General features: G+C 61.0%; 20 protein-coding genes. 8 read left to right on the forward strand and 12 right to left on the reverse strand.

From position 1 onward, the window contains the following. Positions 1 to 102: 102 nt before the first annotated feature. Entirely contained in the window at positions 103 to 1,671 is a 1,569-nt protein-coding gene (locus JO015_01990) for a carbohydrate kinase (GenBank protein ID MBV9997861.1), read from the reverse strand. A 112-nt stretch (positions 1,672 to 1,783) separates the two neighbouring features. Here JO015_01990 and JO015_01995 point away from each other — a divergent pair, with 112 nt between their 5' ends. Together JO015_01995 and JO015_02000 are read left to right on the forward strand one after the other, a co-directional pair. Further along, positions 1,784 to 2,137: a hypothetical protein gene (locus JO015_01995; GenBank protein MBV9997862.1), complete on the forward strand. Its 354-nt coding sequence runs from the start codon at positions 1,784 to 1,786 to the stop codon at positions 2,135 to 2,137. 1 nt (position 2,138) lies between these two features. Continuing rightward, positions 2,139 to 5,735, forward strand: coding sequence for a protein kinase (locus tag JO015_02000; GenBank protein MBV9997863.1), 3,597 nt, complete (start codon positions 2,139 to 2,141; stop codon positions 5,733 to 5,735). 270 nt (positions 5,736 to 6,005) lie between these two features. Here the strand turns inward: JO015_02000 and JO015_02005 are convergent, their stop codons facing one another. Both JO015_02005 and JO015_02010 read right to left on the reverse strand, forming a co-directional pair. After that, positions 6,006 to 6,224: a hypothetical protein gene (locus tag JO015_02005; GenBank protein MBV9997864.1), complete on the reverse strand. Its 219-nt coding sequence runs from the start codon at positions 6,222 to 6,224 to the stop codon at positions 6,006 to 6,008. Positions 6,225 to 6,403: 179 nt separating this feature from the next. Then, on the reverse strand, positions 6,404 to 7,012 hold the full coding sequence (locus JO015_02010) for a Uma2 family endonuclease (protein MBV9997865.1): 609 nt from the start codon (positions 7,010 to 7,012) through the stop codon (positions 6,404 to 6,406). Between the two features lie 24 nt (positions 7,013 to 7,036). On the opposite strand from JO015_02010, the gene JO015_02015 reads away from it, so the two are divergent. Together JO015_02015 and JO015_02020 are read left to right on the forward strand one after the other, a co-directional pair. After that, positions 7,037 to 7,189: a hypothetical protein gene (locus tag JO015_02015; protein ID MBV9997866.1), complete on the forward strand. Its 153-nt coding sequence runs from the start codon at positions 7,037 to 7,039 to the stop codon at positions 7,187 to 7,189. A gap of 214 nt (positions 7,190 to 7,403) precedes the next feature. After that, the gene (locus JO015_02020) at positions 7,404 to 7,943 is read left to right on the forward strand and encodes a transposase (protein MBV9997867.1); all 540 of its coding nucleotides are present in this window, start codon (positions 7,404 to 7,406) and stop codon (positions 7,941 to 7,943) included. A gap of 165 nt (positions 7,944 to 8,108) precedes the next feature. Here JO015_02020 and JO015_02025 read toward each other — a convergent pair whose 3' ends face one another. The 3 genes from JO015_02025 to JO015_02035 all read right to left on the reverse strand — a co-directional run bounded on the left by JO015_02025 (position 8,109) and on the right by JO015_02035 (position 11,898). Beyond that, complete coding sequence (locus JO015_02025; GenBank protein MBV9997868.1) at positions 8,109 to 10,442, reverse strand: hypothetical protein; 2,334 nt, start codon at positions 10,440 to 10,442, stop codon at positions 8,109 to 8,111. A gap of 8 nt (positions 10,443 to 10,450) precedes the next feature. Further along, on the reverse strand, positions 10,451 to 10,927 hold the full coding sequence (locus JO015_02030) for a hypothetical protein (protein MBV9997869.1): 477 nt from the start codon (positions 10,925 to 10,927) through the stop codon (positions 10,451 to 10,453). 254 nt (positions 10,928 to 11,181) lie between these two features. Next, positions 11,182 to 11,898, reverse strand: coding sequence for a DUF86 domain-containing protein (locus JO015_02035; GenBank protein MBV9997870.1), 717 nt, complete (start codon positions 11,896 to 11,898; stop codon positions 11,182 to 11,184). 1,087 nt (positions 11,899 to 12,985) lie between these two features. Here JO015_02035 and JO015_02040 point away from each other — a divergent pair. The 4 genes from JO015_02040 to JO015_02055 all read left to right on the forward strand — a co-directional run bounded on the left by JO015_02040 (position 12,986) and on the right by JO015_02055 (position 17,924). After that, complete coding sequence (locus tag JO015_02040) at positions 12,986 to 13,756, forward strand: sigma-70 family RNA polymerase sigma factor (GenBank protein MBV9997871.1); 771 nt, start codon at positions 12,986 to 12,988, stop codon at positions 13,754 to 13,756. Further along, positions 13,741 to 16,560: a protein kinase gene (locus JO015_02045; GenBank protein ID MBV9997872.1), complete on the forward strand. Its 2,820-nt coding sequence runs from the start codon at positions 13,741 to 13,743 to the stop codon at positions 16,558 to 16,560. The genes JO015_02040 and JO015_02045 overlap by 16 nt, the downstream gene beginning before the upstream one ends. A gap of 131 nt (positions 16,561 to 16,691) precedes the next feature. Next, positions 16,692 to 17,276: a hypothetical protein gene (locus JO015_02050; protein MBV9997873.1), complete on the forward strand. Its 585-nt coding sequence runs from the start codon at positions 16,692 to 16,694 to the stop codon at positions 17,274 to 17,276. 84 nt (positions 17,277 to 17,360) lie between these two features. Beyond that, on the forward strand, positions 17,361 to 17,924 hold the full coding sequence (locus tag JO015_02055; GenBank protein MBV9997874.1) for an SgcJ/EcaC family oxidoreductase: 564 nt from the start codon (positions 17,361 to 17,363) through the stop codon (positions 17,922 to 17,924). Between the two features lie 106 nt (positions 17,925 to 18,030). Here JO015_02055 and JO015_02060 read toward each other — a convergent pair whose 3' ends face one another. From JO015_02060 to JO015_02085, 6 genes are all read right to left on the reverse strand, one after another. Next, positions 18,031 to 18,237, reverse strand: coding sequence for a transposase domain-containing protein (locus JO015_02060; protein ID MBV9997875.1), 207 nt, complete (start codon positions 18,235 to 18,237; stop codon positions 18,031 to 18,033). Positions 18,238 to 18,259: 22 nt separating this feature from the next. Then, positions 18,260 to 19,099: a sugar phosphate isomerase/epimerase gene (locus JO015_02065; GenBank protein MBV9997876.1), complete on the reverse strand. Its 840-nt coding sequence runs from the start codon at positions 19,097 to 19,099 to the stop codon at positions 18,260 to 18,262. A 175-nt stretch (positions 19,100 to 19,274) separates the two neighbouring features. Further along, positions 19,275 to 20,114 (reverse strand): NAD(P)-binding domain-containing protein, encoded by an 840-nt coding sequence (locus tag JO015_02070; protein ID MBV9997877.1) that lies wholly within the window; start codon positions 20,112 to 20,114, stop codon positions 19,275 to 19,277. Positions 20,115 to 20,452: 338 nt separating this feature from the next. Next, entirely contained in the window at positions 20,453 to 21,418 is a 966-nt protein-coding gene (locus JO015_02075) for a helix-turn-helix domain-containing protein (protein ID MBV9997878.1), read from the reverse strand. 183 nt (positions 21,419 to 21,601) lie between these two features. Then, a complete protein-coding gene (locus JO015_02080; protein MBV9997879.1) occupies positions 21,602 to 22,588 on the reverse strand; it encodes an ABC transporter permease in 987 nt (328 codons plus the stop codon). Beyond that, a complete protein-coding gene (locus JO015_02085) occupies positions 22,585 to 25,062 on the reverse strand; it encodes an ATP-binding cassette domain-containing protein (protein ID MBV9997880.1) in 2,478 nt (825 codons plus the stop codon). The genes JO015_02080 and JO015_02085 overlap by 4 nt, the downstream gene beginning before the upstream one ends. Between the last annotated feature and the right edge of the window lie 14 nt (positions 25,063 to 25,076).

Below are 25,076 nucleotides of genomic sequence, written 5' to 3' on the forward strand. Positions count from 1 at the left end.
CGAATCGTGACGGCGTCGTCGCAGGCCTCGCGGATTGCTTGCTCGAACTTATCGGGCGCCATGAAATTGTCGCCGATAACCGCGACTTCCATGACTCTGGTTTCAGGCGCCATTGATCGTCTCCCGAGCGGCCTGCATCCGGCGCCATACGCCCGGCAGGGCCGCGTACCCGTCCCGGTATACGGGGAATAAGGCCTCGTAGGCGCGCGCCAGCGCCGGATCGGGCCACTCCACTTCGCCCTTTACCGGCGCAATCCAGCGGGCCGTGCACGCCGCCATATCGGGATAAAGTCCGACGCTAACCGCCGCCATCATCGCCGCCCCCGCAGCAGCCGCTTCTTCGTGCGCAGCGGCACGGACGGGGCAATTCAGGCAGGCCGCAAGGATAACGCGCATCGATTTTGAGCGTGCCGCTCCACCCGTGATTCGCACCCCCGTCGGCAGACCGCCCATGGCGACGTAGCAGTCGCGCGCGGCCAGCCCCAGCCCTTCGTACACGCCCCTCGCCACCTCCGGCATACGCACGCCCTGGTCAATCCCGAACAGCCCGGCTCGGGCGAACGGGTCGATGAAAGGGCCCCGTTCGCCGGAAGAGGAAGTAAACGGGTGGAAGAGCACCGCCCCCGGTCGCGCCGCGGCGGCTGCCTCATCCAGCGCACGCAGGATGTCCCCGCCCTCGCGGACCGTACCCGCACCGGCAAGCCGCGCCGCGTCCTGAACCAAGCCGGCGAGCCAATCAAGGTTCGGCGTGGCCACCATGTGCGTTTGCATCTGCAGGGTGTGACCCGGGACCGGAAAGGGAATACAATAGCCGGTCATGCCTGGGTTAGGAACCACCCGTTCCGGCGCGGGGACCAGGCGCAAATGCAGGCCCGTCGTGCCGAGGATCGACACGCCCGCCTCCATCCCGCGTCCATACGCACCGGCGCCGAGGGCGGCGCAAGCCACGTCCACATAACCGAGCACGACCGGCAGCCCTGGGGCGAAGCCGGTGCGCGCGGCCGCCGCGACGGACAATCCGTGCCACTGGCGCGCACCGTCCACGATGGGCGGCAGTAACCGGCGCAGGTGCCTGAGACCGAGGGCCTCGAGCACTGGTTCGCGGTAGGTTCGGGTGCGGTAATCGCCGAACGAAAAGCTCGCCTCAGAGGGGTCCGTGGCCCGCATGCCGGTCAGTTTCAAGTAGAGCCAGTCCTTGCAATGAAAGGCGGTGGCCGCGCGTTCCAGCATCTCCGGGCGGTTGCGCTCGAGCCAGAGTAATTGGGCCGGCTGCTGGCAAGCCGCCAGCCCGCTGCCGGTAAATGCAAACGCAGCGCGTGCCGCCCCACCCTGCCGGAGGGCTTCGACCAACGGGGCCGCTCGCGCATCCAGCCAGAGCATGGCCGGGCCGACGGGTGCGCCATCCTCATCGACGAGCCAGGTGCCGTCGCCCTGACCGGTGATCGCAAGCGCGGCAACTTCCTGGCCGTCGAGCCGGCCGGCCAACTCGCCCAAGACCGCGCAAGCGTCTTCCCACGTCCGCGCCATGTCCTGTTCCGCCGTACCGTCCGAATCGGACGCGATCAGGTTGGGACGCGAGGCGTGCGCAACGACGTTACCGGCCGCGTCGAACGCGAGCCCTTTCACCACGGACGTCCCTGAGTCAAGCGCAACAAGGATTGGTCCACTCATGGCGGGTTACAAAACGGTTTTGGGGCGAAAGTTTCAGATCGGTGACGGATTCGCTTTTTTTTTCCTTGACCACCTTTTAGGGTATTAATGGGAGCGACTTTACGCGTCGGCCATGATGGACCAGGACCACAGCCCCGATGCACCCGATCCGGCACGGGTTGATTTTACGCATTGGAGCGTGGTGCTCGCGGCCGCCCAAAGCGGTGTTCCACGCAGCCCGGAGGCCCTGGCCGACCTGTGCGCGCGCTACTGGCGACTCCTTTACACCTTCGTGCAAGGCCAGCGGCACAGCCCCGAAGGCGCCCGAGACCTCATCGAAGGCTTTTTCGAACACCTGATCAGGAGTCGCACGCAACTGATGCGCCCCGAACTGGAATGTACCGTCGAAGACCCCGCAGAAGTCGAGGCCGAATCGCGCGGCTTGCGCGAGGCGCTGCCGGCGGCGGAGGGCCGCGTGCGAACCTAACGTGGACGCTTATCCCTCGCGTCGCATGCACCCGGACGCCGAACGCCTCACCGATGCTCAGCCGGCACTGGCGCCCAAGCCTTGCCCCGCCTGCGGCGCGCCTTGCCCGGATGGAGACGATGGCACGGGTTGCCCCGTATGCCTGTTGCAGTGGGCCCTGGAGCTTGGATCACACGGCAAAGACAGCCCGTCAGACGACGAGCCTTTGTCGCCCACCCAGGGCCGGTTTGACCATTATGAGCTGGTGCAACGGCCGGACGGCGACTTTGACGAACTGGGCCGGGGCGCCATGGGGGTTACCTATAAGGCCTTGGACACCGTCCTGGGCCATGCCGTGGCCCTGAAGGTGCTCGACGCCCGTATCGCGGCGCGCCCGGAGGCGCGGGAGCGGTTCCTGCGCGAAGCCTGCGCCGCCGCGCGGCTGCGGCATCCGAACGTGGCTTCGGTCTTCTACTTCGGCGTTCGAAGAAGTGACGGCAGGTGCTTTTACGCAATGGAACTGGTCGAAGGCGAGACGATGGAGGCGCGCCTGCACCGGCAAGGGTCACTGCCCGTACCGGTGGCCCTGGAGATTGCGGCGCAAGTGGCCCGCGCGCTGGCCGCCGCTGAGGCCCAAGGCTTGGTGCACCGCGACCTCAAACCCTCTAACCTGATGCTGGTAAGCGGGCCGGAGCCCCTGGTGAAAGTTATCGATTTCGGCTTGGCCAAAGCGGCCGCGAACCTTGGAAGCGAGACCGACTTAACCCAGCACGGGTTCGTCGGCACGCCCGCCTTTGCCAGCCCGGAGCAATGCACCGCCGCGAGCGTGGACGCCCGCTCCGACCTGTATGCGCTGGGCGTGACGCTCTGGACGCTTCTGACGGGGCAGGCGCCGTTTCGAGGCACGCCTGAGGAGGTGATGCGCCAGCACGTACGGGCGCCCTTGCCGCTCGAACGACTCAGCGGAATCCCCCAGCCGGTCGTGGCGTTGCTGCAAACGCTACTGGAGAAAGACCCGGCACGGCGGTTTCAAAGCGCGACCCAGTTACTCCAAACGATGCTGGCAGTTAGGACCGCGCTTGAGGCGGGGCGCAGCATGACCGGCCAAGCTTTATACCAGACTGGGGCAGTGAATCTGTCCCGCTTGGTTCTCCCTCTACCGGCACGATCGGGGCCCGAGAAAATTTCCGTGGCCCGATTGCCCGTGACCGGGAACGCCCTTTTCGGCCGGGAGGAGGATCTCGCCGCTCTCGAGACAGCCTGGGTCGCGTCGCAGGTGAACGTTATCGCCATCGTGGCCTGGGCGGGGGTGGGCAAATCGACTTTGGTCAATCACTGGCTGAGACGGATGGCGGCCGAACGATACCGTTCGGCGGACCTGGTGTTTGGCTGGTCCTTTTACCGGCAGGGTACCCATGGAGAGGCGTCTTCGGCCGACGAATTTTTGGATACGGCCTTGGCTTGGTTTGGCGATCCGGACCCGCGCCGGGGCACGGCGTGGGACAAAGGCGAACGGCTGGCCGGGCTCATCGCCCCGCGCCGCGCCCTGCTGGTGCTGGACGGCCTTGAGCCGCTCCAAGAGCCGCCCGGCCCGCACGAAGGGCGCTTGCGCGATCCGGCTCTGCAGGCGCTCTTGCGCGAGTTGGCGGCGTTCAATCAGGGCCTGTGCGTGATCACCACGCGGCTGCCGGTGGCCGACTTGGCCGATCACGAAGGCAGTTCGATGCGGCGCCAGGACCTGGAGCACCTCTCCGCTGAGGCCGGGGCGCAGTTGTTGCGGGCCCTTGGGGTTAAAGGGCCCGAAGCCGAGCTGCGGGAAGCTAGTGAGGCGTTCGGGGGCCATTGCCTGGCCCTGACGCTCCTGGGCAGTTACTTGAGCGATGCTTATGGGGGTGACATCCGTCGCCGCGCCGAAGTGTCCAACCGGCTGGCCCACGACGTGCGCCAGGGCACCCATGCCCGTAAAGTGATGGAATCGTACCAAGCGTGGCTTGGCGAGGGTCCGGAGCTGGAAGCCCTGCGGCTGCTGGGCCTTTTCGACCGGCCTGCCGATGAAAAGGCGCTCGAGGCGCTGCTGAAACCGCCCGCCATCCCGGGCCTGACCGAGTCGCTGACCAGCTTGGGCCCAAGCCAGTGGCGCGCGGTGCTGGCGCGGTTAAGGAGGGCCAAACTCCTGGCGGACGAAGACCCGCACCAGCCGGGCCAGTTGGATGCGCACCCCCTCGTGCGGGAGTATTTCGGCCGCCAGCTTCGGGAACACTGGGCTGCGGCACGGCAGGATGGTAACCGCCGGCTCTACCATCACTATGAAATGCTGGCACCGGAGCGGCCGGACCGCTTTCAGGACATGGAACCGCTGTTTCCGGCCGTCACCTGCGCCTGCCAGGCCGGGCTATACCGGGACGCGCTGCATAAAGTCTACATCCCGCGCATCCAGCGCGGGGATGCGTCCTTCGCGGCCAAGATCCTGGGCGTCCGGGGGGCTTTACTCTCGGCGCTGGCCCATTTTTTTGTCGACGAGCGTTGGGGCTCACCCGTGCAACCGGGCGTCGGGGCCCAACGACTCACCCCGGAGGATCAGCTTTTTATCCTCATGCAGGCAGGGCTCTACCTAACCGCCACCCGCGGGCACTCCGCCCCGGAGGTGCGCCTTTGTTACGAGCGTGCGGAGGCGTTGTGCCATTCGCTTCATCAGCCGCTGACGTTGTTTTCCGCGCTGGTAGGTCAGTGGCGCAATTCGCTGCTTACCGCCAAGCTGAGCGCCACCATGCAGGTTGCTCAACGGGCTTACTCGCTGGCGCAGGCCAGGAACGAGCCGGCGCTCACGCTGGGTGCCTTTCGCATGCTGGCGGTCACGCACTTCTTTGCGGGCGAATTCGCGGCTGCCCAACGCTGCGCGAGGAGTGGCGTTCAGCTCTGGCGCGCGGGAGGGGTTGAGCCCCGGTTCGAGGAGGTTAACTCACCCGCGGTCGTTTGCCTGAGTTTTGACGTCCTCTGCAGGTGGCATTTCAGGGAGGGTACGGCTTGCCAAGTGGCCATGGCCGAAGCCATATCCCTGGCAAGAGCGTTGGGTGACCCGTACGCGTTAGCCGTGGCCCTCTTTCATGCCGAGTTTGCCGGCCACTTTGAAAATAATTCTGCCGACGTGGAACGTTTGGCCTCAGATTTAATGGAGTTGTCGACCCGGCAGCATTTTGGGCAGTGGCGGGCCGGAGCAAAAGTTTTCCGTGGCTGGGCGCGGAGCGCGTCCGGCAGTATCGCCGAAGGCATTGCCTGGATCGAGGAAGGAATCGCAGACTGGCGGGCACTCGGATCGACGCTGGTCGTGCCGTATTGGCTTGCCTTAAAGGCCGAAGCTTTGCACCTTGCGAACCGTTCCGCCGAGGCGCTTAAGGCCATAAGAGAAGCAGAAACGCTGGCCGAACGCTCTGGTGAGGCCTGGTGGAGTGCCGAACTCTGCAGGCTTCGTGGGGTGTTCCTCGCAACGATGGATGCCGACGGGGGCGAAATCGAGGCGGCATTTCGCGAATCCATTCGCGTAGCAGAGCAACAGAGATCGTTTGCCCTGCTGAAACGTGCGGAAGCGAGCCATACCGAATACCGCGCTAAAAAGGAATGAGGTGAGAACGGTTTGAGGCTCGTTTGCCGAAACACGATGCACGCCGGTCGACTCTGTCGGCACCAGTACCACGGCCGCCGCAAGCAGGATCGCGAGCTGCCGCTCGATTTTCGACCGCTCGCGAAGCTCGCCGCGCGCCGGCATGCAGCTCGCCCATGGCAATGAGCGGCAGGAACAACTCGCCCTCATTGGCAATCAGCTCCGGCAGCGGACTTCGCCGGGGGGCCACAATCGTGCTTTTATCGAGCAGGACGTCACCACTCACCCGGATCAATCCTCCGGCAGTCCTGCAACGCCCGCCCGCTCAAGCTCGTCGGCCCCTTCGGAACTGAGCACCCGGCCGGAATTCTGCAGCAAAGCCCGGCGCGTTTGCAGGTCCGGCACCGTTAAGGGATGGATGTATGGCGCCCGTACCGCCAACCGGTCGGGCGGCAGCGCCTTGAGTTCCTCAATCGCTTTCTCTAAAGCCGGCGACGCCCGCCATAACATGAATGGTTACGCTACTCGCTGCGCTATGGTAAAAGGCGCCCTCTCCGGTCGATCGATCGCAGGGCATCATCTCGCGCCGTCTCAGCGCGGCTATGGTGACCCGCCCCACTTTAGTGCCTCCAAATCGGCCTTACCCTGCCTATTGGTGGGTTGCAAAAGCATCCTTCTCCACTCGAAGCTTACGGAAGGACCTCGGTAAGTGCCTCGGATACCGTCGGGCTCTCCGGCATGTGGCGTGGGTCCAGCCAAACGCGTCTTACCCAAAAGCCGGGAATGACGCGCGAACGGATCACTGCTTCCTCCTGGCCAAACTCGACCAGCACCTCACTCTGCCGATGGTAAAACCGGTGTGCTAAAGTTCGCGGATCCAAGATCCAGTACTCCCTCACGCCGTACTCTTCGTATTTGGCGAATTTGCGCCCGACGTCATCGCCGGCGCTCGCGGGCGAAAGGATCTCGGCGACCCAGGTCGGCGCCACCGGGATGTGGGTCTCCTGGAAACGTGAGACCTGATCGTGCGTATAAAAGGCGATGTCGGGCATGACCACGGTTCGCTGAGCCAACCGGACGGCGATGACTTCCCGGTGCACCACGCCCAAGCGCCTGCGTTCGACGTAGGCGGCAAGAAGCCGGTCTAAAAAGTTCGCGAGATTGCCATGGGGCAGGCTGACGGGAGAATGCATGATGATTTGACCATCAATCAGGTTGGCAAAGACCCCGGGCTCCAGCCACTCGAGGAATTCGTCGGCAGTCCAAAGTTGGTGGGTAATCGACACGTGAGTTGGCATACTGCGCTCCGGATAGTTTATCTTATGGCGGCACGTTGGGTCGAGCAGCGTTTTGCGACGACCGGCGCGACGGTCGAACAAGGAGACGGCCATCCATTTCGTCGCAGCTGCGGCATCAGCGGTTCGAAGGCAGTCCACGTTTTCGATACGGGGGACGGCGGGGGCTCACGCCTTTAGGTTTAAATCTTCTTGGACCACTGCAAACAGCCTCGCGGGGTCCTTGTCGGTGGTGGCGCGCATTTCGGCTTTGGCAATGGCTTGGGCGACCGCCGCAAAGCTCACTCAAAGGCGCGGGCGGCGACGAGCGGGGGAACGGGGTTGCAATAAGGACCATCGGCCCGACCTGCGCCAGATGGTGGTGGGCTAAACCGTCGATGTCCAAGGCCGGCCGATTTGCTGTGAGTTCTGGCCGGGCAACACGGCCGACGTCACCACGCTCAAGCCGGTGGTCGAGCGCTTCCGCTTACGCGAGATCACGGTGGTGGCCGATCGAGGCATGGCCAGCCAAGCCACCCTGGAGGCCTTTGAAGGCAGCGTGCAGGCGCGCCAGAACCCCAAGGACCCCGCCCCGCTCAAAGTCAACGAAGTCTGGATGGAGGCGCGCCGTTACGTCGTGTGCCGCAATGAGGAAGAACGGCGCAAAGACGCCCATGACCGGGAAGCCATCGTGGCCCGCCTGCGCGAGCAACTGCGCCAAGGCGATAAAAGCTCGGTCGGCAACAAAGACTATCGCCGCTACCTCAAAGTCGAAGGGGAAGGCCACTTCCAGATCGCTGAAGAGCAGATCAAAGCCGACGCCTTGCATCCCAAGTGGTATTTGACCATTTTCATGGCTTGGCGGTCGGGCACACGTTCCAAAAACCGGAAGGGAAGATTAACACCCAAGCGGACCACCGATTCAACGCCCGGCCGTCCATTGTCGCCGACCTAACCCCCGGCAGGTTGCTCGCGGCACCCTGCCAAGACCGGCCAGACGTTCTTGGCAAAGCGCTGATGGCAACCCCCAAGGAATCTGTCCGCCAGCTGCCTCCGGTAAACGCGCATCCGTTAAAGCATTGTCGCTTTCCTCCATATTGCCTCGCCTGTGCCCACCGGTTCAGGACTTTGTTAGACCGAGAACATCCGCGACGGTTTTAAGATCGTTTTGATTGTTAACTTTAACCGCCGTCCAGCTCTCTTTGATCGCTCGTTTGTCAGAAGCCCGCAGATGCCATGACAAGGGTGGACGTACGTTGCCGGGCGGAACCCTGAAGCTGACGATCTCCAACTTGGTCGGCTCGGACTTTGACTCCCAGAGTTTTTTGAGCAGAACAAACTCGCGCCAAGCCGTCGCGCTGTGCACCGAGCCTTGCATATTCGCAAACGTTAAGAACGGCGCCTCAAATTGGAAAACGGCCCCTTGCTGCCCAGGGTTCTGCGACTCGGCAACTTGAGCTGGATCCGAAGGAAAAGCGCTGATGGTGATAATTAGAATCTTTTTCGGACGTGATTTGTTGCTGTCCTCCAATTTTCCCAAACCGTCGGCCAGCCACGCCATCAGACCGCCCAGCCCTGAACCTTCGTGATAACCGCCATCTACCAAATGCCAGCGCTCCGAGTCACGCAGGGGGTGTTTGGCCTGCAAATCCTGACTCGACGTTGGTTTTGCGTCGCCGCGCAACGCATCCGCTTCCAACGGTCGCGCCGCCGGGGACACATAAGTGAAAGTTGACGAGAGCCTTGCCGCAGTCGAAATCAGAATGTCTACGTCACGGTAGGTGTTTAAGAATTCGAGGGCTCCGACGGGGGCGCCGTTATGTGGCGGGCGCAGGTCATCGCAAGGGACCGTGGAGAATGCGAGTCGCTGGCCTGTTTCAACAACGGTCGCATTGAAAATGATCGCCGGGCGGATTCCTTTTGCTGCATCCTCCTGCCACTCTCGTAAGTGGACTTTGTCCAACCGCCCGAACGGTTCATTGCCGCGGCCGTCGCTCTTGCTCCGATGCTTATGGCATCCGACATTTCTCATCCAGGCCCGTTCCAGTCCCCTGCCCCGATCATCGAAAATCTTGCGGACCAAGAACGGCGCCACGGCCCGAACCAGGTCGTTGTACGCGAATCCTTGCGTTGCCCCGCTGAGGCTGGAAGCAGAAGCCGCTTCTCTGACGCGCTCAAGCCATTCTTTACGGATTGGACCTTGATGTTCGGATCCGTCCTTGGGGTAAGCGGCTGCGAAAAACATACTGCCCACCGATCCCCCTGAAACTCCGCTTAAAAGTTTCACCGCGCGCGAGAAGCTGCATTTACATCCGCTTCCAAACTGTTCCTCCAGGCCCGTCAATACTTCGGCCGTCCACACTGCCGCCTGGATCCCGCCGCCCGCCGCCGCAACCAGGATGACTGGTTCATCCCTGTCCGCGGCGCGTCCTAAAACATCGGCCGGGGTTGGAGGCTCGAAGCCATTACGGCTCGAAGGCACGATCTTGTAGTAGTGATCCGTTTTCGGGTGAAAGGCGGCAAAGAAAAGGCAGAATCCTATCGGCGCCAGCAACGGAACCCGGTACAACTCCAGGAAAAAGCTGAGTCCCGATAATGCCCAAGTCAGCACTGCCAGCAGCAGCAGTACATAGCCTAGCGGGACCAGGTGAACGCGGCGGCACAGCCGATAAAAAATCGCCGTCACACCCAAGCCGCATGCCGCCCCCAAGTGATCAAGCTCGACGGGGTACTGCCCCGGACCCCGACTTATGTACCCTCGAAGGGTGTCGGGTGGAAGGTGTCCCCGGAGCCAGTCGCGGGCCGACGCGAGTCCCATGTATAGCCCCGAGACGTCTTTCGGCACTTCTTTTGCCGGACCGGTCGTCTTGTGCAGGTAGAACACGACCAATTGGAGCCCTCCCCAAATGAGCAGCCCCGCCGCGAGCCCCCCCATGAGCCCGATGATGATGCCGGCGCGCTTTGGCCGTCGATCCTTTCCTGAGTGGTCCGGAGCATCGAAGCAGCCTGACGCCCAGCATGCCACGACCGCGTTGATTAAGATGCCGGCCCAGACCGCCGCGCCGATCAGGCGCTGCCATAGAACAGGCGTTACAACTTCCTCGCTTGCTTCGACGCGGAGGCCGCCTAATTGCATATCAAGCGTCGCGGTCATGTAAATGCTCATCCCACACAGCACAATCAAAAATCCCACGGCGATCGCTGCCCAACAGCTGGTCAGGTCATAAGCTCCGATCAGCAAGGATTTAAGGTTATTAGTCGCCAGAAATGGCAGGAGTGCCGCAAAGATCGCTAACGCCGTGAGCGGCACGCGCGCGAAATAAAAGACTGGCGTTATTTGATACAGCATGAGGCTGACCACGACGCAGAACGCGAGAGCACCGGTTAGCCAGACGAATCTGCCGGCGCCGGCGGTGGGTTGGGGAACGTCGGCCGGCACTGCTTGGACATTCACAGGGATACTCATCGAATCCGGGTAATGACAACGGTTAAACAGCCAAAGTTGTTCCAATAAAAACCTCTGGCGTCATTCGCAAAAAGGATGAGCCGACCCTCGGCGTTAAATGGCACCAGCTTCGGACCGCTGCCGATGAAAAACGGGTGGTTCGTGGGCCGGTCAATGGCGCCTGCTAACGCAAACCAATTCGCGTCCGGCAAAGGTTTGCATTTACGGAAACGCTCCTGAATCGGCGCGATCAAACTCCTTGCGTAGCCGTCGGGCCCGGACGGAATGAAGAAATCGATCCACCGTTGGTCGGGCAACACGTAAAATTCATACTCCGATCCTCGCGTTACCTGTAACGGGGTCAGATTTGCCGGACACCGCGCGTACGCAATCACCACCGCGGAATCGCCGATGGGCAGGTTCTCGCGTTCTGACGAGCCGCAAGGCGCAGGTTTGCTCTGATGAAAGGTAACGGCGGACCTGAAGGCGTTCACTGACGGTAACGGGTTGGATCTGGTGTAGACCGGACAAAGCGTACACGGAAAACGTTGGTGAGAGTATACGCATTTCTACGTACAAGGCCGGCAGGCGCCCGTCACGGGATCTCCTGTAAGGTGATGGAGCTCTATCGGACTAAGAAGGAACAGCCACGGGTGTCAAACGAGCAGGTTTTGAGGACGACTTTTCCACAACTTTTCGCATGCCTTTTGCCTGCTTGCCGCTATGGGGTAAGACCACGATTGATCGGTTAGTCCTCATCACCCGGACCAAGATTTTCGACGACGCGCCTGATCGACGCCTCAAGCGCTGGAACATCCTGTTGGACTGTCTGCCAGACGCGCTCTAATTGAACGTCGAAGTAGCCGTGGATCAGCCGGGTTCTCATGGCGCTGATTTTCTGCCAAGGAATCTCCGAATAAGCCTCTTTCAATTGCGGGCTCAGCCGGCTGACCGCCTCGCCGATAATTTCGAGACCTCGGATGACCGAGTCCTGGATCTCTTCCCGTCGGAAAAAATCCTCGCGCCTCGACCCTTGGCGATGAATCTTCGCGAGCGCATCCTGTATGTGCCCTAAATAATCACGATCTCGAAGTTGTGGACTCATCGACGGCTTGCGTTCGGTTTCTTTCCATGCCTCCAGCGGGCACGCCTCGGAAACAACCCGCCTTCGAAAACGCTGCGATAAGTCTTCCGGCGTTCGAAGGTCAACGGCTAGGCCCAACTGGTTTTTTAGCTCGAGTTCCGCCCCGGAAAGCGCAAGCAGTGAGGTGCCCGGACGCGCGTCGACCAACAGGTCGATGTCGCTGTCGGGTCGATGCGTCCCATGCAAAACGGAACCAAAAAGGCGCGGATTGCTCAGCCCGTGCCTGGCCAGGATCCGGAGAATTTCGGCACGATGCTTTTCGAAAAGCTCCTGATAATCTCCTTTTTCCCGGGGTGAAGGCCACTCTCCCGATCTGTCCATTGGCTGTAAACCTATAAAAAGAAGTTCGGGCAGGCAAGGGCATAGTTTTTACTACAATGACTGCGCGGCGACGGACATCGTTGATCCCTGCGTCGTTCAGGCCGCGTTTGCTGATCTGCACTCAAACCCCCACCCTTCACCCAGGCGTAGTCAGTGAGAAGCCGGGCCATTCATAGAGGCGCAATGGAATTTCTGATGGCCGTGCGTGGCCGAGGGACCCGTTGCCACGCCGCACTTCCTGAACACGCCTGCAATTGAGCCGCTCAAGGCAGAAACAGGAAGCCGGATTTTTTCTATGCCGGACCGGAGGGAGTTTCCGAAATTGCCATTTGACCTACCTATATTGGATGGACGACGGGTACAGGAGTTCGCCTGAACACACCTCATAGCATTACGGAATCACCCCATGCACTTTCCCACCCTCAACCCCTTAACGGCCGCCGCTGTCTTCGTGGCCACAGCCGCTACTGACGCCGTCTACGTCCGGTTCACATCAGCCGTTGTCGCCCGCCGGAGGCTTTCGGCCGCAAACTGGAGTGGCGTGTGGTACCTCCTCTCTTCGTATGCTGTCATCAGCTACACCAACAATTGGCTTTATGTGTGCTTCGCGGCCCTCGGTTCCTGGGTCGGGGCCTTTGTGTCTCTTACGTTCCTTCATAGCATGCCCGCCGCGCGCGGACCAGCGGGACCGCGGGTCGAATGAGGGGCTGCGCCAGGAATGTGATCGACCACGCGTTGGGGTTTCGGTAGGGTTCGTGGCCAGAAACTTCGGAGAAAGACGGCATGGTTCTGCGGATTGTCGCCGGCGTAGTGCCGAGCGCGCCACCCGTTTCCAAGAAGAGCAGGGTTGCTTGCGGCCCCTGCGGGTCGAGCCGCTGCCCGAGTACGACGAAGAGGCCGTGGGCGTGAGCCGCGAAGCGCTGGTGCGGGTGGGTCGACAAGCCTACTCGGTGCCCGCCCGCTTTGTGGGCAAACTGCTGCGGGCGCGTGTCCGTTTTCTCGGGGAAAGTACACCGCCCCGGGGCACCTTTTTTTCTTTCAGGCACCGATCCGTTCCGATATCCTAATCCAAGCGAGGAATTCAGACGTGCGGCTGGATCAGAGTTCACCGGCAGGCGGCGCTAACCGCTTTCACACCACTCGATGGAGCGTGGTGCTGCTTTCAGCCAAGAGTCAAGCACCCGATTGCAACGAGGCTTTTGCGAAGCTATGCACGTTGTACTGGTACCCGCTCTACGGATTCATTCGACATCTTGGATATTCACCAGAAGATGCGCAGGATTTAGCTCAGGGCTTTTTCCTGCACCTGGTCGAACGTAAGACATTAAAACGTGTTGATCGATCAAAAGGGAAATTTCGATCTTTTCTGCTGGCATCACTGCAGAATTACCTATCGAACGAGGCAGAGCGTGCGCGTTGTCTCAAGCGAGGCGGAGGAGCGAAATTTGTTTATTTGGATATCGAACGCGCTGAGGAACGCTACAGTATGGAACCCGTCGAAACGCTGACGCCGGAAAAGATCTTTGATGCCAGGTGGGCAATGGCTTTGCTCGGTGAGGCGATGAACAGACTAAGCCGAGAATATTCAGCCCAAGGAAAAGCAACCACGTTCGAAGCATTGAAGGCGTTCCTTGACCCGATCAACTGCAAAGAGGTTCGGACGTACGAAGATGTCGCGGACCAACTCAGAATCAGCGTCGGCTCGCTTAAGACGCTGATCCATCGGCTGCGTAAACAGTACACCGATTCTGTGCGGGAGGAGATTAGCCGTACGCTTGCCGACCAGGCAGATGTGGACGCAGAGATTCACGCGCTCTGCGAAGCTTTAATTGCCGCCGAAGGATGGATCAGTCTTTGAACGTGGAGCCCGCGGATCCTGGGAAGGAGCCGCGTAAAAACGACGACCTAAGCCCGCGAGAAATCCGCGTCTGCCCGACCTGCGGAACTAAGTTGCCCGAAGCAACGAAATTCTGTCCGGTGTGCATGCTGCGCCAAGCTCTGGGCCGGGAGGGTAAGCCCGGCGAGCCGGCTTTAGAACGTGCGGTCGAACCCACACGGGAGTTGGTATCACACCATTTCGAACACTATGAACTAGCGGTCGGCGAGGACGGGAAACCCATTGAGCTGGGTCGGGGCGCGATGGGCGTATCCTATAAAGCATTCGATGTTGATTTGCGGGTGCCTGTAACCCTGAAGCTAATCAGCGAGAAATATGTTGGCGACGAATCGGCGCGACTTCGCTTTTTGCGCGAAGCACGAGCTGCAGCCAAGGTGCGACACACGAATGTCGCCTCGGTGTTCCACCTGGGGAGGAGCAGCGGCAAGTACTTCTATGCGATGGAGTTTGTGGATGGGGAGACACTGGAGAGTCTCGTCGCGCGCTCTGGCTGTCTTGGTGTGAATCTATCGCTGGAAATTGTAACGCAGGTCGCCGCCGGTTTGGCTGCCATCGATGAACAGCATTTGGTCCACCGCGATATAAAACCAACGAACATCATCGTAAAGTTGAAGGACGACGATCGTGTAACGGCAAAGATTATTGACCTTGGACTGGCGAAGACCGTCGGGGACTCCTCTTCTGAATCTTCGATCTCGGTGCTTGGAGGATTTGCCGGCACACCGGAATTCGCCAGTCCGGAACAGTTCGCCGGAGTAGGGGTCGATGTTCGTTCCGATCTATACTCGCTTGGGGTGACGCTTTGGGAGATGCTGGCCGGCCAGACGCCTTTCAGGGGCTCCCCCGCAGAATTGATGCACGAGCATCTGCATGCGGCTTTACCGCTGGAACAGGTGAAAGATATCCCGCGGCCGTTCGTCGTCCTGCTTGAGGCGCTGTTGCAGAAAAATCCTGCCGAACGCCCACAGAGCCCTGCCGAGCTTCTAGCCCTGCTGCACGCATTGAGAGGGGATCTGCAGGCGGAGGATCAACTTGACAAGGGAAGCCTTGTCGGCCCTATCTCGGGAAGACAGAGATCGCGATGGCGCGGCAGGAAGGGACGCATTGCGGGCGTCGCCCTTCTGCTCCTTGCGACGGCAGGAATGGTTTACTGGTTTGTCACGAAAAATGTTTGGCCTATTGTCAACACCAAGTCTGTAGCGGTGCTTCCGTTTGACAACTTTAGCAACAGCGAGGAAAACTCCTATTTCAGCGAGGGTCTTACCTCCGAAGTGATTTTTCAGCTCTCTAAGGTCGCTGACCTCCGCGTGATCTCACGCCAATCCGTTCTACGGTACCAAGATGCTCCAATTGAACGCCACAAGAGCCTAAACGAGATCGGCCGGGAACTAGGCGTTGCAGCGATTCTCGAAAGCAGCGTTCAGCGGATCGATGATAGGGTAAAGATTATCACCGTCCTATACGATACCCGCACGAACAGGCGCATCTGGGGAGCGTCTTACGACCGCGAGATGAAAGACATCTTCGCCATTCAAAGCGATGTTGCCGAGCAAATCGCTACCGCCCTCCAAGCCAGGCTATCGGGAGAGGAGCGGGCCGGTATCCGGCACAAACCAACCGAAAGCCTTGTCGCCTACGATTTTTACCTGCGCGGCTGGGGACTTTACCAGTTTTATCGAAAGGACGAGAACGAGAAGGCGATCGGTTTGTTCAAACAGGCTTTAGAGGCTGACCCGAAATTCGCACTGGCCTACACCGGCCTCGCCGACGCTTATATAGAACGGGTGCAGCGGTTCCATGGTGAAGAGTTCTGGTCAGATTCTGCCGTCGACCTGGGTCAGCAAGCCGTCGCTCTGGATTCGAAGGAAGTCCGCGGCTATACCGAGCTGGCGCGGGCCTTCCTTAACAAAGGTTGGCCTGAGAGAGCGCATGAGCCAATTCGCAGAGCACTCGAATTAAACCCAAGTGATTGGCGGGCAAACCGCTTCGCGGCCGAGGAGCTCTATGGGACCGGACGGTACGACCAAATGTATGCGTATCTGAGGAAGTGTTTTGCCGTAAACCCCAACGACTCCTACGCGCCTGACCTTATGGGATACATTTGCTGGATGGTCGGTGAAAATGAGTTGGCGGAAAAGTGGATGCAGCGGGCGATCGACGTGGAATTCGATTCACAAAGGCGTCTGATAATAGAATGCGAGCGGTTGGTGCTCCGGGGCGACTACGCGGCGGCAGTGCCTGGTCTAAGACAATTACCGAAAGGCTTTTATGGTGACGCATTCAGCGCTTCGGGCTTGTTGATTGATTGTTTGCTTCATCTAAAAGATTGGCCGGCGTTGCTGGAGCTAATCATCGATTTGAAACAAGCCGGTGACACCAGAAAAGGCCTCGTTCCGGGGACGCTCCTCATGCCGGAGGCCCTCGCGTTGCGCGCTCTCGGACGGGAGACCGAGGCAAGGCAAAGCGCGGAGCGCTGCGAAGCCATGGCCAGGGACCATCTGAGAATGAAGAAGTACGACGAACACTGGAGCCATTGGATGTTGGCCTTTTGCGCTCGGTTTCTCGGGCGTAAGGAAGAAGCCTACCAACATATGCACGAGTCTTTCGTGAATGGAGACGTGGGCTTTCTGGGTTGGTTGCCTGATGGTCCTTCTCTCCAGGTCTTCAAACCAGACCGGGAGTTCCAAGCGACTCTTGCTGAGAGGGACAAGCGAAACGTTGGAAAACGCGCCCGGATTCTCCTAATCGAGAAAAGTCAGCAATAGCGCAAGGTTCAATCTTTTTGCACAAGGCCTGAAACTCTGGCCTGCCAATCCGTGTGTACCAGTAAAGAAGACCAACCATCTCGGCCGGTCGAAGTAAATGGTCCAAAGAAACAGCGATTTAAGGCTTACGCATGAAATACGAAACTATTTTTTCCAGGCAACTCACGAAATTCAATCCAGTCTTCGAAAGAAGCCTCCGAACAGTCGTCGCCCGGCGTATTTTCCCCCTATCACTGCTCACGCTCGCCGCTCTTACCGGCCTGCCCCTGAGGGCGCAGGAATCCTCGGTCAACGCTGACAGTCAAACCCAACTCAGCACGTTCACCGATCACGGTCTCGAGGGTGTCTGGGACGTGACCGTGACGATTCGCGACGCGAACGGGAACCCTCTTCTCCCCCCCTTTCACGCCATGAACATGTACATTCGTGGCGGCCAGTTCGAAGAATTCGGCGCGCGTACGCCTCCCTCTCAGAGGGGACCTGGCATGGGCGTGTGGCAACGCGAGGGTAGCGGTAGTTATAGGGCCGAGTTGGAGTTTTTCCGGTTCAACGCCGACGGTACCTTTGCCGGTACCCAGAAAGTCACGCGGACGATCGCGCTAAGCGCCGGAAAGGATAGCTTTACCTCGAGCGCCCAGATCCAAATATTGGATATCAATGGACAACTAATTCCCCCGATCGGGTATGCGACCGAAACAGCGACTCGGTTCCAATAGAAAAGGCTGAGGTCTGGCAACGATTCGCCGGAAACTGGGCGCAGAACTTTCGGCGACGCACACCCTAAACCCCCAACGCAAACCATGAAAAGGCGCTTACTACTTACCCTTACAGGGTTGGCCATCGGCTTTGCCGTGCCGACCTTTGCCCAGCAAAAAGAACCGGTCGATCCTCAACTAATCCAAACGCTGCACGATACAATAATTAGTAAGAAGTATAATGAGGCGATCAACAATCATGACGCGGCTGCTATTGCTGCGCTGTTCACGGAAGACGCTATTTTTGTGACGGACACAACAGGACCGCTTTACGGCCGCCAAGCCATCGAGAAATTCTACACAGACACTTTCAAGGGGTGGCAACCCAAAAACCATACCAGCACGACAGATCCGCATTCTGCCCGCATGTTAGGGCCAGACACTTTAACGCGCGCTGGAGTCTGGAGCGAGACGGGTAAAGGCAAAAACGGTGAGGATGTAGCAATCAAGGGCTATTGGTCGGAGATTGATACTCGTCAGGGCGATACATGGAAGCTCTGTCAATTGACCGCGTGCCTTACCCCGGACAGTTGGGCACTCATCTACAAGAGCTTTGGACTACCACCGGCCACGGCGCCGTCGCCGACCGCCAGCCCGAGCGGCCCGTAACCTGGCAAAAACGGGCTTGGGCTCGAAGGAGCGTAATAATCGATTAGGCGGTTTTAGGGGAAGCGTGTGAGCAACCCCGCCCTTGACGGGTGCGCCGAGGGGGTGGTTACTGGCGAGCCGCCCAGGCCCGGGGCGTCAGTTCGGCCACGCGCGGGACGGGCAAGTCGGCCGGCCTGGGCAGCACCGAGGCCAGGTACTCGCGCACCGGCAGCCCCAAGCGCCGGCAGGTTTCGACCCCCGAGAGGAGGTTGGCCACCCGCGGGCCGGCCCCTTTGCTGCCGATGTGGATCCAGTTACGGCGCCCTAACGCCACCAGACCTGCGTACCCGCTTCGCCTACTTTGCCAGGTACCCCATGGCCGCAAGGTGCTCAACGCTCTGCCGCGCCCAATCGAGCTCCAGTTCCATCGTTTTTTGTAGGGTCTCCTGAAACGGGGGCCACTGTTCCACGATCACGTTCGCCTGCCGGGACGCGGCTGCCAAAGCATCAAACATCTTGCGGAGGGGCAACATGCCTTGGCCGGTCGGTTTGCCGCGGAACGCAAACCCCATCAGAAACTCAAGCCGTTCAACGGCGAACTCCTTCAGGTGAACGCTGATGGTGAAGGGGACGAGGTTACGCAGGATCTCATCCGCGCTTTCCAGTGCGCCGAAGGAGTTGGTCAGGTCCAGGCAGACCCCTAAGGAGGGGTGGCCGATCCGGCCCACTAACGCCCCCAGGTCCGACGTGCGGTACGCTTCGTAGTTTTCCAAGGCGATCCTTACCCCGGCATCGTCAAAGGCGGGTAACACCGCCTGAAGGTTGTCCCCTATCTCCTGCAACGTGGCCGGCGCGCCGTGCCAGCCGCCCATCGTGCGGATTAACCGGGCGCCCATCCTCTCGGCGATTCGGAGGAACTTACGCAGGTGCTCCGGGTCGGTGCCCCGGGTGCCGATTTCCACCTCAATGCCGTGCTGCGCGGCAAAAGCGCCGGCACGATCGATCGCCTCAGGATCGCACGCATCCAAGGGCAGGTTGTCCAGGAAGTGCACAACGTGGACGCCCAGGTCCTTGGCCCGCTGGACCACGCCGAGGGGATCTAACGGGCGGTCAGGCCGGTGGTTCAGGACCGTCCCGGTCGCCCAGGGAAACGTCCATGACCCCACCCCGATCTTTCCTATAGTTCTACCATTCATTTGCCGTTCACGCGATGGTGAGTTTTATCTGATGCCCGTTTGCCTACTTAATTTTACAAGCCATGCCCAAGGCCGGACAGGGTTTGGCGGTTCCGGCAATGTGGCGCGGCGAAGGAAGCCATTGCCTTCCTACGACGCACTGGGCCGGCCCCGGCCATTCATCGCGGCGGGCCGGTCAGGCCGCGCAGATGTCGCGCACGCTTTCCCGGATCGCGGGCAGACTGATCACCGCTTCCAGCCAGTCGTCGCGGAAGATCCGAGGCCGGTTCTGCTCGATCGCCTTCATGGCGCCATCCGAAATGGGAAACCCGGCGAACCCAAACGTCACGGCCGTTAAGGTGCGGATGTGTCCCAGGCAGAAATCCCGGGCGGCGTGTTCGGGGACGCCCAAGGCGATCGCCCGGTCCATCGCTTCGCGCATCGCGGCGATGCAGGTCGCCATCGTCGACTCGACCACCGCCGGTTCCAAAATCGCCATCTGTTCGACCGTAACCCGGTGCATCCGCAAGATCGGCGCAAACATGGCGGCGGCAAGCTGTTCACCAATCGGGTAGTGATCTTCCGGCCCGTGGTGCAGCGCGCAAACCACGCTCTGCCGCAGGGTACCCTGGCCCCCAAACCAGTCGCTTTTGGGTGAGGCCGGCTCGGTGTCGGAGAACAACGGCGGATGGCACGGGTGGGCGATAAAGTAGGTGATGTCGTCACGCCGGGGCATAACGCCTGCGTAAGCCGCCGCCGGGTCCAACCCGACCACGATGGTACCCGGTTTCAGCTTCGCGACGATGTCGTGGGTGATCTTGCCGATCAGCCGGTCCGGGACCGCCAAAATCACGACCTCCGTCCTGGCGAGCGCTTCCTCCATCGACGTGGTGTTAATGCCGGCGTCTGCCATTTGCTTTCGTCGCTCCTCGCTGGCCTCGACATAGTCGACCTGGTACTGCGGCAGGTGATGGAGGTTAGCGGTGATGCGACCGCCCATTTTTCCTCCAGCACCCAAGAGGGTGATGTTCATGATTTGAAGCTACGGTTTGGTGTTAGTCTGCCTTTAAGGAGCCGGCTTGCGGTAAAAGCGCACCTGGGACAGCCCAGGCCGGGTTAACCCTCGGGCTGCCTTGGTTTCGACGACGCTGCCCGCTCCGCCCCGGCGCCGGCAGTTTTTTCACGGTGTTTAGTAAAAAGGGGATCGTCGGCATGCCCTTCTAAGATCTCGGGTGTTCTTTAACGCTCGGCGCATAACACGGCCCGCGACGCACCCGAGCCCTCGCGCGGCGTTAGCGGAGGAACGCACGAAAGATTCCGTCGGAAGAAAGTATCCCGCTTACTTCCTCGTTGTCTAGCGCGCTTTGAGTTTTTTTAACGATTTTCACCGTTGCCGTATTTTGATCGGAAAGCCCTGGGGGTCTGCTCGAAGGCCGACTTAAAGCGGCGATCGAAATAACTCTGGTCAGCAAAGCCCACCTGCCTGGACACGTCCCGGATGCTTAACGACGTTTCCTTCAGCAGGGGAACCGCATTCGCGAGTCGAACGAGCGTGACGTAACTAACAAAAGTGGTGCCGGCCACCTTTTTGAACAGCTTCATGAACTGGGGGGGGCGCAGTCTGGCGATCGAGGCGCCTTGGCGAAGCGTCACGGGTTCGGCGTAATGGTCCGACACAAACCGGAAGACCGGCTTAAGTTGTGCGGCGTGGTCTTGCTCGCGAACCAGCGCCGAGCGGGGCGAATCGGCTGCACGGAAATGCTGGGCGAGGTAGTAGAGCAGTTCGTGAAAGTGCACCCTGCAACCGGCCTGAAAATAAGGGCTGCGGCGGACGTAGCACGCGATCAGCTTTGCGAGCGTCTGATGCATCCGGGGCAGAAGGGGCGCCTGCCGGCGCACCACTTTCGCGTCACGGTCCAGCGGCGCGTAGAACGGCAGCAGCAGAAGATGGCCGTGCGAGTGGCCGGCCCCCTCCCACACAAATTCGGGGAGGAAGCTGATGACGATAACCCGGGTGTTTAGATCCGGGGCGTCCGCCACCATGTGCAGTTTCAGGTTGTCGACGATCAAGATTTCCCCGGGGTTGAGGTCCGCCTCCCGATTGGCCATCCGCATGCACAACGGCCCGTCCAACGGCACGAACAACTCCAGCCTTTCGTGCCAACTCGGGGCGGGCGTGAAATCCCGCTGGTGGAAATGAAAGAACCGAATGAAGAAGGGGAATTCACGATCCAAGGGTTCATCGTACCGGCCCGTCGGATCCACGGAAATACGGTGCGACGGGAAGGTTAACGGTTCAGTCACCTGGTGAAGGTCGTTGGTATGAGGTCCCTTTTTCATTGGCGCCAGGTCGCGCGACCGTCCCCTTACCGCGCTTTCAAGCCGGGGCTAACTAATGCTCGCGCGCCTTTCGTTTACCGGGTACCGTTCCCGCAGGGGAAAACACGGTACCAACGCGGATCCGCGCGAACTCTGCTTCATCGTTGATAGAAATCCGGTAGGAACCTACCCCCTCGCCGGGCCCTAACTGACTTGCGGTTTTGCGGCCTGCCCTGTGGCAGTGGGCGCCGTCTTTGCCGGCTTCGCCCCGACGGTCGCCACGGCCAGCACCAGGATGATGAGCAACCCTTCGACGATGTCCTGGGCGCCCCCGGCAACCCGGAGCACCTGCATCGTCGTGACGATCATCACGAGAAAGATCGACCCCAGCAGGGTTCCAAACGCGGTTCCTCTGCCCCCCATGATGGAAGAGCCCCCGACGACCACCGCCCCCACCGACTGAAGTAAAAACGGGCTGCCCATCTCCAGAAACGCCCCGCTCACCCGGCCGGACAACAACGCCCCGCCCACCGCCGCCAGCACCCCGCTGAGCATGTAGGCGGTGCGCGTCGTCGCTTCCACCCGAAGGCCCGCGAAGCGGGCGGCCCGCCGGTTCTGGCCGACCGCAGAAAGGCTGCGGCCATAAACGCTGGCGTGCAAAAGCCATGAGACTGCCGCGGTCAGGATGAGGGCAAGGATCAGGATGAGAGGAATGCCGAATAGACGGCCGCTCGCCGCGTACGCCAGCAGCGGACTCACCGCATAGGTTTTAAACCCTCGATTATAGATCAACGTGGCCGTGGTCAGGATGTAACCCACGGCCAGGGTGGCGATGATCGGCGGGATGCGCAGCCGGTTGACGATCAACGCGTTAACCCAACCTACCCCCGCGCCGATCACGCCTACGATCGCTAACCCGAACGCGAGACGGGCGTCCTGCCCACCGGTCACGCTGGTCAGCACGAACGCAGAAAGGGTGATGACGCTCGGGATGGACAGGTCGATCGCCCCGTCGCCGGTCGTCACCACCAGCATTTGACCGATCGCCACGACGCAGAGCAGGGCCGCCGAAGCGATGATGCCGGTGAGGTTGCTGAGGTTAACCTGGCGCGCGCCAATGCTCAGCAGCACCCAAAGACCTACGACGCCCAGGAGGGCCCAAATCCACGGTTGCTCAAAAAGCCGTTTCATCGCGCGCGTCCCCAAATGGTTCTTAACACCACGATGCCGATCAGAATCAGGCCCTGGACGGCGGCGATGTCATCGGAACTAAGCCGCATGAAGCCCAGCAGGGTACCCAACAGAGAGAGGGTCACCGCGGCAAAGGCGACGCCCACCGGTTCGATTCGACCGCCTACCAAGTCGCAACCGCCCATCACCACAGCGGCGACGCTCAGCAAGGTGTAGGAACTTGCCGCGTTAACGTCCGAAGCCGTGTTGACGCCCGTGAGGCAGAGCCCGGCCGCGAGTCCGAAGAGCCCGCTTAACAGGTAGGTGATGACGTGGGTCCGTGCGGCCGGCCACCCTAACTGGCGCATGGCCGCCTCATTATTGCCAAACCCCCGTTGCACGATGCCGGCGCGTGACCGGGTGACCAGGACCGCCACCAAGGCAGCCAGCACCAGGACCCAGACCGGCAAGGGCACCAGCGGGATCGCGACGTTAAAGATTGCGCTCAGCCAGGGCGGGGAACTTCCGCCCGGGGCGGGTTGCAGGACGTAGCCCAGCCCCGTCCAGACGAAGGCGCTGCCGAGCGTCGCCACGATGGCGGGGATTTTACGCGCGTGAATGACCCAGCCAAGCAGGCCGTAGGCGGCCAACCCAGCGGCGAGGCCGACGACACCCAGGGGCGGCTGGTCGACCAACCACGTCGCACTGATCACGTTGGCCAGGCCGGCAAACGCGCCGATGCCAAGGTCAATCTCGCTGCGTCCGACGACGAACATTTGCCCAAACGAGACCAGGACGAGCGGCAGCGCCGTGCTCAACAGCAGGCCCAGCCCAAACGGCGTCAGCGCGCGCGGGTTAAAGATGCCGATCGCGGTCAGCACGATCACCAAGGCGGCCAGCGGCACCAGCCACCCGGGTAGTGCCCCCCACTTGCCGCGCGCCTGGGCCGCTTGCGCCGCCTGCGTCCGGGTTTCCGGCGACCCGAAGAACACCGCCCCAAGGTTTTCGCGGCTGGCGTCCCGCCCGGAGATTTCAGCGGCGATCTTGCCACGCCGCATCACCAGCACTCGCGAACATTCCAGAAATTCCGCGTCCTCCGAGCTGTACCACACGATCAATTTTCCTTCGGCGGCAACGTCGCGCAGCACCTGGTAAAACTCCCGCTTTACCCCGACGTCGACGCCCCGGGTGGGGTCATTCAGCAAAATCACGCCGGCCCGGTCGATCAAGGCCCGGCTCATCAGGGCCTTCTGCTGGTTGCCGCCGCTGAGCTGCAGGATCGGGCGTTCCATCGCCGAGGCCGTGAAACGGAAGCGGTCCCGCCAGGGCGTAGTCCATTCCTGTTCGGCCCGGTCCGACACCGGCTGCAACGAAGGGTGGCGCGCGTGCCGGCCGATCGTCATGTTCTGCATCGTCGTCCAGAGGGGGAACACCCCTTCTTTGCGGCGGTCGCCGGCCACGTAAGCCACCGGCGCATTACGGCTGATGCCGTCTTTGGCCCGTCCTGACGCCGCGTACATGCCGAACAGCAACCGTTGCTGGCCGCTGCCTTCCAGGCCGGCCAGGCCGATGATGTCCCCTCGAAACAGCTGCACCGCGCCAGGCTCACGGCCTTCGCGCCATCGGTCGCCGACCTCGACGAGCGGGGCTTCTCTCGAGGTGTCCCCCGGCCGGTCACTCACCGGAACGCCAACCGCCGTCGCGACCTTAGGTTCCTCAAGGGCCGGCGCAGCCTTGGCCGACATGAGCGCAACTAACTTTTCGTGGTCGGTTTCTGTACGGGAGCCCGCCCAGACCAACCGGCCGTCGCGCATCACTAGAAAATCCTCCGCCAGGTCGAGGATTTCACCGAGTTTATGGCCGATAAAGACCACCGCCAGCCCCTCCCTGGCCCGGCGCCGAAGGTACTCGGTGAGTTCGTGGGCTCGCGTGGCATCCAGCGATGAGGTGGGCTCATCCAAAATGAGTAACTTCAAGCGCGGGTCGGCCGCCGCGCGCGCAATCTCCACCATCTGTTGCTGGGCCAGGGTCAAGGAACCGACATTCAATGAAGGTTCCGCCTGGTTTGCCGGAAAGATAGTTGCCAGCGTCCTCTGGGCAAGCTCGCCCGCTTTTTTGCGCCACGGACCCGACGGAAACAGCTGGTTCAGCTCCAAAAAGAAGTTTTCCGCCACGGTCAGGTTGGTGCAGACCGAGAGTTCCTGGTGCACCACGCGAATGCCGGCTTCTTTCGCCTTTCGAACCGTGTATTCTGCGAGGGAAACCGGTTGGGCGTCAAAGAACAAGGCGCCGCTGTCGGGACGCGCGCCGCCGCTTAACAAGCGGGTCAGGCTGCTCTTGCCCGCCCCATTACCGCCCAGCAACGCCGTAATGGCCCCGCGCCGGATGGAGAGCGAAACTTCGTTAACGGCGATCGTGGGCCCGTACGCTTTGGTCAACCGTTCTGCCGTGACCAACGGCGCTGTACGCTTTGCATCAACCACCGGCGGTTCCATAAGGCCGCAAAAGG

The sequence above is a fragment of the Verrucomicrobiota bacterium genome (assembly GCA_019247695.1).
Classification (GTDB): Bacteria; Verrucomicrobiota; Verrucomicrobiia; order Chthoniobacterales; family JAFAMB01; genus JAFBAP01.